Raw genomic sequence first — 11,678 nt, forward strand, 5'->3', positions numbered from 1 at the left:
CGGCGGGCGGGACGGCGGATACGGTCCGCACCGCGCTGGCGGCCTATACGCTGGCCACGAATGTCGAGAACCTGGCCGGCACGGGCAGCGCGCAGTCGCTGACGGGCAATGCGGGTGCCAACACCATCACCGGCACGGCGGGCGCGGATACGCTGGATGGCGGGGTGGGGGCGGATCGCCTCCTCGGCGGTGACGGCGACGATGTCTTCATCCTCGACAATGTCGGCGATGTGGTGGTGGAGGCCGCGAATGCGGGCCTCGATACCGTCCGCACCGCGCTGGCGGCGCATGGCCTGGCGGCGGAGGTGGAGGTGCTGCTGGGCACCGCCGCGGCGCAGGCCCTGTCCGGCAACGGGCTGGACAATACGATCACCGGCGGCGGCGGCGCGGATACGCTCTCGGGCGGGGCGGGCAATGACAGCCTGGCTGGCGACGCGGCGGCGGACAGCCTGGTGGGTGGTGCCGGCCAGGACAGCATGGCGGGCGGCGCGGGCAACGATACCTACGGCGTGGACGATGCCGGGGACATCATCACCGAGGATCTGCTGGGTGGCACCGACCTCGTGCAGACCGGCCTTGCCGCCTACACGCTGGCGGCGGCGATCGAGCACCTGACGGGCACGGGCAGCGGCCAGGTGCTGGCGGGCCATGCCGGGGCGAATGTCATCCGCGCCGCGGCCGGTGCGAACAGCCTGGCCGGCTTCGACGGCGCGGATACGCTGGCTGGTGGCGCCGGGGGCGATACGCTGGATGGCGGCACGGGCGCAGACAGCCTGGCCGGCGGCGGCGGCGATGACAGCTATGTCCTGGACGATGCCGGCGACCAGTTGCTGGAGGCCGCGGCCGCGGGCACCGACACGGTCCGCGTCTCCCTGGCTACCTACACGCTGGCGGCGGAGGTCGAGGTGCTGGTCGGCACGGGTAGCGCGCAGGCGCTGACGGGCAATGCGGGCGCCAACATCATCAGCGGCACGGCGGGGGCCGATACGCTGGATGGCGGCGCGGGGGCGGACAGCCTGGCGGGCGGGCTCGGCGACGATGTCTACGTCATCGACAGCGCGACCGATGCCATCGCCGATACGGGCGGCCTCGACACCGTGCGCACGATGATCGCGGCGCATACGCTGGCGGCGGGGATCGAGGTGCTGGTGGGCACCGGCAGCGCACAGGCGCTGACGGGCAATGCGGGTGCCAACACCATCATCGGAACGGCCGGCGCGGATACGCTGGACGGCGCGGCGGGGGGCGACAGCCTGGCCGGTGGCGAGGGCAATGATGCCTATGTCGTCGACGATGCCGGCGATGGGGTGCTGGAGCAGGCGGGCGAGGGCACGGACGCGGTCCGCACCGCGCTGGCCGGCTACTCGCTGGCGGCGGAGGTTGAACTGCTTATCGGCACGGGCAGCGCGCAGGCGCTGACGGGCAATGCGGGCGCCAACACCATCAGCGGCACCGCGGGCGCCGATACGCTGGATGGCGGGGCAGGGGCGGACAGCCTCTCGGGCGGCGCCGGCAACGACCTCTACTTCCTCGACGATGCCGGCGATGCGGTGCTGGAAAGCACGGTCGTGGGCGCGGGCACGGATGAGGTCCGCACGGCGCTGGCGGCCCATACGCTGGCGGCGAATGTCGAGATCCTGACCGGCACGGGCAGCGCGCAGGCGCTGACGGGCAATGCGGGCGCCAATACCATCAGCGGCACGGCGGGGGCGGATACGCTGGATGGTGGCGCGGGGGCGGACAGCCTCTCGGGTGGGCTCGGCGACGATGTCTACGTCATCGACAGCGCGACCGATGCCATCGCCGATACGGGCGGGATCGACACGGTGCGCACCACGCTGGCCGCTTACACCTTGGCTGTGGATGCGGAGATCCTTCTCGGTACCGGTGCGGCGCAGACTCTGACGGGCAATGCGGGCGTCAACACCATCATCGGCACGGCGGGCGGCGATACGCTGGATGGCGGGACGGGCGCGGATGCCATGACCGGTGGCGCGGGCAGTGATGCCTATGTCGTGGACGATGCCGGCGATGGGGTGCTGGAGCAGGCGGGCGAGGGCACGGATACGGTCCGCACCGCCCTGGCCAGCCATACGCTGGCGGCGGAAGTCGAATTGCTCATCGGTACGGGCACGGCGCAGGCGCTGACGGGGAATACGGGCGCGAACACCCTCAGCGGCACGGCGGGGGCCGATACGCTGGATGGCGGGGCGGGGGCGGACAGTCTCTCGGGCGGGCTCGGCAACGACCTCTACTTTGTCGACGATGCGGGCGATGCGGTGCTGGAAAGCACGGTCGTGGGCGCGGGCACGGATGAGGTCCGCACGGCGCTGGCGGCCCATACGCTGGCGGCGAATGTCGAGATCCTGACCGGCACGGGCAGCGCGCAGGCGCTGACGGGCAATGCGGGCGCCAATACCATCAGCGGCACGGCGGGGGCGGATACGCTGGATGGTGGCGCGGGGGCGGACAGCCTCTCGGGTGGGCTCGGCGACGATGTCTACGTCATCGACAGCGCGACCGATGCCATCGCCGATACGGGCGGCCTCGACACCGTGCGCACGACGCTCGCGACGCATACGCTGGCCTCGGTGATCGAGGTGCTGGTCGGCACGGGCACGAACCAGACCCTGCTGGGCAATGCCCTGGCGAACACCATCGCCGGTGGCAGCGGCGCCGATACGCTGGCGGGCGACCTGGGCGATGACAGCCTGTCCGGCGGGCTGGGCGCGGACAGCCTGAATGGCGGCGGCGGCGCGGATACCATGGCCGGCGGCGAGGGCAATGATGCCTATGTCGTCGACGATGCCGGCGATGGGGTGCTGGAGCAGGCGGGCGAGGGCACGGACGCGGTCCGCACCGCGCTGGCCGGCTACTCGCTGGCGGCGGAGGTTGAACTGCTTATCGGCACGGGCAGCGCGCAGGCGCTGACGGGCAATGCGGGCGCCAACACCATCAGCGGCACCGCGGGCGCCGATACGCTGGATGGCGGGGCAGGGGCGGACAGCCTCTCGGGCGGCGCCGGCAACGACCTCTACTTCCTCGACGATGCCGGCGATGCGGTGCTGGAAAGCACGGTCGTGGGCGCGGGCACGGATGAGGTCCGCACGGCGCTTGCCGCCCACACGCTGGCGGCGAATGTCGAGATCCTGACCGGCACCGGCAGCGCGCAGGCGCTGACGGGCAATGGCGGCGCCAACACCATCAGCGGCACAGCGGGCGCCGATACGCTGGATGGCGGGGCGGGGGCGGACAGCCTGGCGGGCGGACTCGGCGATGATGTCTACGTCATCGACAGCGCGACCGATGCCATCGCCGATACGGGCGGCCTGGACACGGTCCGCACTGACCTGGCGGGCTACACGCTGGCGGCGGATGCCGAGGTGCTGGAAGGCAGCGCGGGCGCGCAGTCCCTGGCGGGCAATGCACTCGACAACACCATCGCGGGGGGTGGCGGGGCCGACACGCTCTCGGGCGGCGGGGGCAATGACAGCCTGGTCTCGGATGCCGGCGCGGACAGCCTGAATGGCGGCAGCGGCGCCGATACGATGCAGGGCGGCGCGGGGGACGATACCTACCTCGCCGACGATGCCGGCGACGTGGTCATCGAACTGGGCGGAGAGGGCACGGACCTCATCCGCGCCTCCGCCGCCAGCTACGCGCTGGCGACCGGGGTGGAGAACCTGACCGGCATCGGCACCAGCCAAGTCCTGGCGGGGCAAGGCGAGGACAACCGCATCACCGGCGGCAGCGGCACCGACACGCTGCTGGGCCTGGGCGGCGGGGATACGCTGGATGGCGGGGCGGGGGCGGACAGCCTGGCGGGCGGGATCGGCGACGACCTCTACATCCTCGACAATGCCGGCGATGTGCTGCTGGAGCAGGCGGGCGAAGGCACGGACAGCGTCCGCACCGCGCTGGCCAGCCACACGCTGGCGGCGGAGGCGGAGATCCTCCTCGGCACCGGCACGGCGCAGGCGCTGACGGGCAATGCAGGCGCCAACACCATCATCGGCACGGCGGGCGCGGATACGCTGGATGGCGGGGCGGGGGCGGACAGCCTCTCGGGCGGCACCGGCAACGACCTCTATCTCATCGACGATGCGGGCGATGCGGTGGAGGAGACGGGCAGCGACAGCGCCGACCAGATCCGCACCACCCTGTCCAGCTATTCGATCGCGGGCCTCTCGGCCATCGAGCATCTGCGCGGCCTCGGCATCGGGCAGGTGCTGGCCGGCAATGACGGCGCCAACAGCGTCATCGGCGCGGGCGGCGGCGATACGCTGGAAGGCGGGCTCGGCGCGGATACGCTGGATGGCGGGGCGGGGGCGGACAGCCTGGCGGGCGGGATCGGCGACGATGTCTACGTCATCGACACCGCCGGCGACCTGGTGTGGGAAGCGGCCGGGGAGGGGACGGACACCATCCGCACCGCACTGGCCAGCCTAGCCCTGGCGGCGGAGGTCGAGAACCTGACCGGCACCTCCACCGGCGGGCAGACCCTGTCCGGCCAGGGTGGCGACAACGTCATCACCGGCAATAGCGGGTCCGACAGCCTCTCCGGCTTCGGCGGCGCGGATACGCTGGTGGGCAATACGGGGGGCGATACGCTGGATGGCGGCCTGGGGGCCGACAGCATGGCGGGGGGCGGCTCCTCCGACATCTATGTCGTGGACGATGCGGGCGACGCGGTGCTGGAACTCGCGGGCGGCGGCACGGCCGACCGGGTGCGCACCACCCTGTCCAGCTACGCCCTGGGCGCGGAGGTCGAGAACCTGACCGGCATCGGCACGGGCGGGCAGACGCTGGCCGGCAATGGCCTTGGCAACGACATCGATGGCGGGACGGGCGGGGATCTGCTGTCCGGCGAGGCCGGTGCGGATACGCTGGATGGCGCGGCGGGGGCGGATACGCTGGCCGGCGGCCTGGGCAACGATGTCTACCTGGTGGGGGACCTGCTGGACCTGGTGCTGGAACTGGCCGGGGAAGGGACGGATTCGATCCGCACGGCGCTGACCACCTTCAGCCTGGCCGGGGTCGCGGAGGTCGAGACCCTGATCGGCACCAGCGCCGGGGCGCAGACCCTGTCGGGCAATAGCGGGGACAACCTGATCAGCGGCGGTGGCGCCGGGGACAGCCTGCTGGGCGGGGGCGGCCTGGATACCCTGGCCGGCAACAACGGCGCCGATACGCTGGATGGCGGGACGGGGGCGGACAGCCTGGTGGGCGGTGCGTCCAACGACACCTACATCATCGACGATGCCGGCGACCTGGTGCTGGAAGCCGCGGGCGGCGGCACGGGCGACACGGTCCGCACCAGCCTGGCCAGCTACACGCTGGGGGCGGAGGTGGAGCGGCTGGTCGGCACCGGCAGCGGCCAGGTGCTGGCGGGCAATGCGCTGGCCAATGCCATCACCGGCAGCGCGGGGGCGGACAGCCTGGCTGGCGGGGCGCTGGGCGATACGCTGGCGGGCGGCGTGGGGGCGGATACGCTGTGGGGCGGCGCGGGGGCGGACAGCCTCTCCGGCGGCGCGGATGCCGACCGCTTCTACTGGGGCGATGCGACGGAGGGTGGCGACACCATCGCGGGCTTCTCCGTGGCGGATGACCGGCTGGTCTTCCTGGGCAGCGCTTTCGGCGGCGGGTCCGGGGCGCTGGACCCCGGCGCCTTCGCCGCCGGCGCCGGACTGGCGGCGGCCAGCACGGCCACGCAGCGCTTCCTGTACGACAGCACGGCTGGGGTGCTGCGCTATGACGGGGATGGCGACGGGGCGGGGGCGGCGGTGGTGATCGCGACCCTTTCCGCCAGCCCGGTGCTGACGGCGGCGAACATCCTGCTGGATCCGTAGGGGGCGGCGGGCCCCTCCGCCCGATTCATTTCTTGCCCCGGCGGGGCGGGCGTGCTTTACGCCCCGCTTCCCTGCCGGGACCCGAGGCATCGGTCCCGGCTATGCCCGTTCGCGCGTAACCCTGGCATGGTGCCGGGGCACGCTGGGCTGAGACAGCCGGAGGGACCCGATGCCCTTGTATGAATGCGTGCTCATGGCGCGCAACGACATCACGCAACAGCAGGTCGAGGCAATCGCCGCCCAGGTGGCGACGACGCTCGGCGAGCAGGGCGGCGAGGTCAAGAAGCAGGAATACTGGGGCCTCCGTGGCCTCGCCTACAAGATCAAGAAGAACCGCAAGGCGCATTACATGCTCCTCGGCATCTCCGCGCCGCCCGCGGCGATGCAGGAAGTCGAGCGCCAGCTCGGCCTGCATGAGGACGTGCTGCGCAGCCTGACGCTGCGGATCGAGACGATCGACGAGGCGCCTTCCGCCATCCTGGCCCGCCGTGGCGAGGACCGGGAGCGTGACCGCGGCTTCCGCGGCCCCCGCCCCGCCGGCCGCTTCAGCTCCGGCCGCACCGGCGGCGGGCGCGAACGCGATGACCGCGAGGAATACCGCGCGCGTCCGCGTGAAGAACTCGACATGGGCCCGGGCGAGGAGTGATCTGAAATGTCCGATCGCAACGAAGAGATTTCGCTGAACCCCGCCATGCGCCGCCCCGCCGTGGGCGCCCGCCGGCCGTTCTACCGCCGCCGCAAGTCCTGCCCCTTCTCCGGCCCCCAGGCGCCGAAGATCGACTACAAGGACGTCCGCCTGCTGTCCCGCTTCCTGTCGGAGCGCGGCAAGATCGTGCCGAGCCGCATCACGGCGGTGAGCGCGAAGAAGCAGCGCGAGCTGGCGAACGCCATCAAGCGCGCGCGCTTCCTGGCCCTGCTGCCCTACGTCATCAACGACTGACGGGCGGCCGGGGTAGCGGGCCGGGGGCGACATGACGGCGGACAGCACGCGGCAGGATACGGGGGAGGATCGGCGCATCGCGTCCGATCCCCGCTGGCTTGCCGCGGGCGCCGCCGGGCTTGCCGCCGCGGTCCTCACCCTGTGGGGCTTCCGGGGCATGCCGGGTGGCGCGATGACCCTGTGGCTGGCGCCGCTGCCGCTGTTCATGGCGGGCATCGGCTTCGGCGCCTTCGCCGTGCTCGGCGCGGTGGGCGTGGCGCTGGTCGCGCTCATGGCCGTCGGTTCCAGCCTGGGCGCCGGGCTGTTCCTCGGCATCTTCGGCGCGCCGGCGGCGGCTCTGGTCCTTTCGGCCCGGCGCGGGCCCGCGGGCACGCCCGACCTTGCCGTGCCCTTCACCCTGCTGGGCATCCTGCCGGCGGTGGGGGTCGCGGTGGCGGCCTGGCTGCTGTCCGACATGCCGGGCGGCATGGAGGGTGCGCTGCGCGGCGCCGTGGAGCAGGCGATGTCCCGCATGGGGCTGCCGCCTTCCCAGGGCATCGTCGCGGAACTCGTGCGGGTGAAGGCGGCCGCCATCGGCTTCTGGGTCGCGATGGCCCTGCTGGTGAATGCCGCGGCCGCGGCGGGCCTGCTGGTCCGCCTCGGCATCATCGCCGCGCGCCCTGCCTTCCGCGAAGCCCGGCTGCCGGCCTGGTATGCGGCCCTGCCCGCGCTCGCCCTCGGCCTCTGGCTGGTGGCGGATGAGGGCAGCGACGCGGTGGAGCTTTCGCTGCTGCTGGCGCTGCTGGTGCCGGTCTTCCTGCATGGGTTGGCCGGGTTCCATCGTGCCACGAGCACGCTGCGCGGCCGGCCCATGGTTCTGGGCGGCGCCTATGCGGCGCTTCTCATCATGTCCGTCCCGGTGGCGCTGGCCGTCACGGGTTACGGCCTTTTCGATATCCTCAACGGAACACGGGGCCGGCGCGATGCGCCGCCCCCCCAGCGCTGAAACGGTGCAGCCATGATCGAAGTCATCCTGATGCAAAGGGTCGAGAAGCTCGGCCAGATGGGCGAATTGGTGAAGGTCCGCCCGGGCTATGCGCGCAACTTCCTGTTGCCGCAGGGCAAGGCGATCCGCGCCAATAAGGACAACCTCGCGCGGTTCGAGCGCGAGCGCGCGCAGCTGGAGGCGCTGAACCTCAAGAAGCGCGAGGAAGCGGAGCGGATCGCGGAGCGGGTGCACGGCCTGTCGGTCGTCATCATCCGGTCTGCCGGCGAAAGCGGCAGCCTGTATGGCTCCGTCTCCGGCCGTGACATCGCCGATGCGTGCAAGTCTTCCGGCCTGACGCTGGACCGCAGCCAGGTTCTGCTGGAGCAGCCGATCAAGACGCTGGGCATGTCCCAGGTCCGCGTCGCCCTGCACCCCGAGGTTTCCATCCCAGTCGGCGTGAATGTCGCGCGGTCCGTCGAGGAAGCCGAGAAGCAGGCTCGTGGCGAGGATCTGCGCGCTGCCGACCAGGCCGAGGAAGAGAGCCTGGAGGCCGAGCTGGCCGCCGAGCTGGCCGAACTCGGCGCCGCTTCCGAGCGCGACTGAGCCAGCCTGGCTTATTGAAGACTGTCCAGGGGCGGTTCGCCCCTGGCGGGTGGGGCACGGGGAGGGCAGCGCCCTCCCCGTTTCTTTTTGAGCTGGCGGGGAGGGCGGCGCCCTCCCCGTTTCTTTTTGGCCCCTTCGGCTTTTTGGCCCGGGCCGCCTTCCATCCCCGTTATCCACAGGCTGCCCCCGCCAGACGGGGGCGCGCCCGCCGGCTCCGCCGCGCTATGATGCCGGCATGAACACCTTCGGCGCCCCTCCCAGCCCCGCCTTCGGCGGCGATGGCCTCCTCGGCCTATCGCAGCGCCTGCCGCCGCAGAACCCGGAGGCTGAGCAGGCGCTGCTGGGCGCCCTGCTGGCCAACAACAAGGCCTATGAGCGGGTCAGCGAATTCCTCGCCCCCGACCATTTCGCCGACCCCGTGCATGGCCGCATCTATGGCGCCATCCAGCGGCGGATCGAGGCCGGGCAGCTGGCGGATGCCGTCACGCTGCGCGCGGAGTTCGAGCATAACGGCCTGCTGGATGAGGTGGGCGGCACCGCCTATCTGGGCCAGCTGCTGACCGCCATGGTCGGCATCATCAATGCCGGCGAATACGGCAAGGTCATCCATGACGCCTGGATGCGGCGCCAGCTGGTCGATCTCGGCGAGGTCATCGTCAACCGCGCCTTCGGGGCGGAGCCGGAGCTGGATGGCCGCCAGCAGTTGGAATCGGCGGAACAGGCGCTGTTCGACCTGGCCAAGGACAATGGCTCGGACGGCGGCTTCGTGCATTTCGAGAAGGCGCTGGCCACCGCCGTCCAACATGCCGCCACCGCCTTCTCCAACCCCGGCGGCGTCAGCGGCCTGTCCACGGGGCTGCGCGACTACGATGCCAAGACCGGCGGGCTGCACCGGTCGGATTTGCTGATCCTCGCGGGCCGTCCGGCCATGGGCAAGACCGCGCTCGCCACCAAGATCGCCTTCGGCGCCGCGCGCAGCATCCTGCGCAAGGCACGGGAGAATGATCCGAACGCGATCCCGCGCGGCGGCGTCGCGATCTTCTCCCTGGAAATGAGCGCCGACCAGCTGGCGACCCGATTGCTGTCGGAAGAAGCCCGGATCAGCGGCGACCGCATCCGCCGCGGCGACATCATGCAGCGGGATTTCGACAAGTTCCTCGAGGTCAGCCGCGAATTGCAGTCGCTGCCGCTGTGGATCGACGACACGCCGGCCATCACCATCAGCGCGCTGCGCACGCGCTGCCGCCGCCTGCAGCGCACCAGGGGGCTCGATCTGGTGGTGGTCGACTACCTCCAGCTGATGCGCCCAGCGGCGGGGACCAGGCCCGAAAGCCGCGTGCTGGAAATCAGCATGATCACCCAGGGGCTGAAGGCGATCGCGAAGGAGTTGTCGATCCCGGTCATCGCGCTGTCCCAGCTCTCCCGCCAGGTGGAGAGCCGGGAGGACAAGCGGCCGCAGCTGAGCGACCTGCGCGAATCCGGATCGATCGAGCAGGACGCGGACATGGTGATGTTCGTCTACCGCGACGAATACTACCTGGCGCAGCGCCAGCCGAAGGAGCTGAACTTCGAGAATCCGCAGAAGCTCCATGAGGCCATGGAGAAGTGGCAGAAGGACATGGAGGGCGCGCACAACAAGGCGGAGCTGATCATCGCCAAGCAGCGCCACGGCCCCACGGGCACGATCAAGCTGTTCTTCGAGGGCGAGTTCACGCGCTTCGGCGACCTCGACCAGACGCATGATGGCGGCGGCTATGGCGACTGAGGCGCTGGCCGTGCGCCAGGCCGTGCCCGGCGATTTCGCGGGCTGGCTGCCGCTCTGGCATGGCTACAACGAGTTCTACGGAAGGGCGGGGGATAGCGCGCCGCCCGCATCGCTGACGGAGGCGACCTGGGAGCGCTTCTTCGACGGCATGGAGCCGATGGAGGCGCTGGTGGCGGAGCTGGAGGGCCGGCTGGTCGGCCTGGCCCACATCATCTTCCACCGCAACACGGGCCTGGTCGGGCCGACCTGCTACCTGCAGGACCTGTTCGCCGCGCCGGAAATCCGTGGCAGGGGCATCGGGCGGGCGCTGATCGAGGGCGTCTATGCCCGCGCCCGCGCCGCCGGGGCGCGGCGGGTCTACTGGCACACCCATGAAAGCAATGCGGTGGCGCAGCGCCTGTATGACGGGGTGGCGGAACGGTCGGGCTTCATCGTCTATCGGCAGGACCTCTGATGGTTCCCGGACAGGGTGCCTTGCGCATCGACCTCGGCGCCATCGTCGCCAATTGGCGTGACCTCGTCGCCCGGCATGGCGCGCCCTGCGCGGGGGTGGTGAAGGCGGATGGCTATGGGCTGGGCGCGGCCGCGGTGGGAATCGCACTGCGCGACGCCGGCTGCGGCACCTTCTTCGTGGCGCATCTGACGGAGGGGCTGGCGCTGCGCCAGGCGCTGGGCGCGGGCCCCGCCATCATCGTGCTGAACGGCTTCCCGCCCGGGGCGGATGGCGATGCGGGGCTGTGGCCCGTGCTGAACGGACTTGGCGATGTGGAGGCTCATGCGGCGGCCGGGCGGGCGGATGGCGTGGCGCGCCCGGCGCTGCTGCACCTCGATACCGGGATGGCGCGGCTCGGGCTCGATGCCGGGGAGCAGGCGCGCCTGGCGGCGGAGCGCGGCCGCCTGGACGGGATCGATTTGCGCTACGTGATGACGCACCTCGCCTGCGCGGATGAGGCAGCGCACCCCCTGAACGCCCGGCAGGCCGCGCTGTTCGCGGTGGCCGCGGCGCGGATCGCGCCGGGGGTCGGGCGGAGCTTCGCCAATTCCTCGGGGCTGTTCCTGGGCGCTGACTTCGCCTCCGACCTCGCCCGGCCGGGCTGCGCGCTCTATGGCATCAACCCCACGCCCGGGGCCCCGAACCCGATGCGTCAGGTGGTGGTGCTGGAGGTGCCGGTGCTGCAGATCCGGGACATCGCCGCCGGTGATACCGTTGGTTACGGGGCTTCCTGGGCGGCGAAGGAACCCCGGCGGGTTGCAACCGTTGCGGCAGGCTATGCCGATGGCTACTTTCGGAGCCTCTCCGGGCGGTCTTTCGCGCAGCTGCGCGGGCAGGCCGTGCCGCTCATAGGCCGGGTATCGATGGATCTGACCACCTTCGACGTGACGGACGTGCCGGAAGCCCGGGTCGGCGACAGCGTGATGCTGGTCGGCGGGCCCGGGCCTGAAGGGTTGGGGAACACGCCGGATGATATCGCGGCGCGCTGCGGCACCATCGGGTATGAGGTGCTGACCAGCCTCGGCGCGCGCTATGCGCGGCTGTATAGCGGCGGCGCCTGA

8 protein-coding genes are annotated in these 11,678 nt (G+C 71.5%); all 8 read left to right on the plus strand.

The window, feature by feature from the left end; genetic code table 11:
* Nucleotides 1–5,849 (plus strand): hypothetical protein (locus ACTIE5_RS24635; RefSeq protein ID WP_439552380.1); only part of this gene is annotated, 5,849 nt, incomplete at its 5' end.
* 169 nt (nt 5,850–6,018) lie between these two features.
* Complete coding sequence (gene rpsF / locus ACTIE5_RS24640; protein ID WP_092962570.1) at nt 6,019–6,495, plus strand: 30S ribosomal protein S6; 477 nt, start codon at nt 6,019–6,021, stop codon at nt 6,493–6,495.
* 6 nt (nt 6,496–6,501) lie between these two features.
* Nucleotides 6,502–6,789: a 30S ribosomal protein S18 gene (rpsR, locus tag ACTIE5_RS24645; protein WP_439552381.1), complete on the plus strand. Its 288-nt coding sequence runs from the start codon at nt 6,502–6,504 to the stop codon at nt 6,787–6,789.
* Between the two features lie 31 nt (nt 6,790–6,820).
* The gene (locus ACTIE5_RS24650) at nt 6,821–7,774 is read left to right on the plus strand and encodes a hypothetical protein (protein ID WP_439552382.1); all 954 of its coding nucleotides are present in this window, start codon (nt 6,821–6,823) and stop codon (nt 7,772–7,774) included.
* A 12-nt stretch (nt 7,775–7,786) separates the two neighbouring features.
* A complete protein-coding gene (gene rplI / locus ACTIE5_RS24655) occupies nt 7,787–8,359 on the plus strand; it encodes a 50S ribosomal protein L9 (protein ID WP_439552383.1) in 573 nt (190 codons plus the stop codon).
* Between the two features lie 235 nt (nt 8,360–8,594).
* Nucleotides 8,595–10,124, plus strand: a complete 1,530-nt coding sequence (locus ACTIE5_RS24660; protein WP_439552384.1) for a replicative DNA helicase — start codon at nt 8,595–8,597, stop codon at nt 10,122–10,124.
* Entirely contained in the window at nt 10,114–10,578 is a 465-nt protein-coding gene (locus ACTIE5_RS24665; protein WP_439552385.1) for a GNAT family N-acetyltransferase, read from the plus strand. The genes ACTIE5_RS24660 and ACTIE5_RS24665 overlap by 11 nt, the downstream gene beginning before the upstream one ends.
* The gene (gene alr, locus ACTIE5_RS24670) at nt 10,578–11,678 is read left to right on the plus strand and encodes an alanine racemase (RefSeq protein WP_439552386.1); all 1,101 of its coding nucleotides are present in this window, start codon (nt 10,578–10,580) and stop codon (nt 11,676–11,678) included. Before ACTIE5_RS24665 ends, alr begins: the two co-directional genes overlap by 1 nt.

Source organism: Falsiroseomonas sp. (assembly GCF_051859025.1).
In the GTDB taxonomy this organism is placed as follows: Bacteria; Pseudomonadota; Alphaproteobacteria; order Acetobacterales; family Acetobacteraceae; genus Falsiroseomonas.

Bases quoted from the DNA above. Each gene is read 5' to 3' on its own strand.
- rpsF (WP_092962570.1), top strand. From the start codon at position 6,019: ATGCCCTTGTATGAATGCGTGCTCATGGCGCGCAACGACATCACGCAA.
- rpsR (WP_439552381.1), top strand. From the start codon at position 6,502: ATGTCCGATCGCAACGAAGAGATTTCGCTGAACCCCGCCATGCGCCGC.
- ACTIE5_RS24650 (WP_439552382.1), top strand. From the start codon at position 6,821: ATGACGGCGGACAGCACGCGGCAGGATACGGGGGAGGATCGGCGCATC.
- rplI (WP_439552383.1), top strand. From the start codon at position 7,787: ATGATCGAAGTCATCCTGATGCAAAGGGTCGAGAAGCTCGGCCAGATG.
- ACTIE5_RS24660 (WP_439552384.1), top strand. From the start codon at position 8,595: ATGAACACCTTCGGCGCCCCTCCCAGCCCCGCCTTCGGCGGCGATGGC.
- ACTIE5_RS24665 (WP_439552385.1), top strand. From the start codon at position 10,114: ATGGCGACTGAGGCGCTGGCCGTGCGCCAGGCCGTGCCCGGCGATTTC.
- alr (WP_439552386.1), top strand. From the start codon at position 10,578: ATGGTTCCCGGACAGGGTGCCTTGCGCATCGACCTCGGCGCCATCGTC.